This window comes from Frankia sp. Mgl5, assembly GCF_023242985.1.
Classification (GTDB): Bacteria; Actinomycetota; Actinomycetes; order Frankiales; family Frankiaceae; genus Parafrankia; species Parafrankia soli.
The window spans coordinates 1-247 of record NZ_JALKFY010000267.1 but is presented as its reverse complement, the minus strand read 5'-3'; the positions used below and the strand labels follow the sequence as shown (position 1 = coordinate 247).

Here is a 247-nt window from a genome sequence, read left to right as displayed (position 1 = left end):
GGACTTGTTCGAGCTGCTTCATTCAGCTCGAACAAGTCCACATCGGCCAAGGAGATTCCGGCCACCTTCAGAGCTTTAGGGATGGCTACGACCGGACCGATGCCCATCACATCAGGATCAACCCCGCCCACGGTAAAGGAATGGAACTTGGCGATCGGTTCCACGCCCAACGCTTCTGCCTTCTCAGCGGACATAACCAGTACCGCTGCTGCCCCGTCGCTGGTTTGCGAGGAATTTCCGGCAGTGA

At 57.5% G+C, this 247-nt stretch carries 1 pseudogene; it reads right to left on the bottom strand.

Annotated elements, in window-relative coordinates:
• Nucleotides 1–247 (bottom strand): annotated as a pseudogene (locus MXD62_RS09300) (acetyl-CoA C-acyltransferase); the annotation flags it as partial.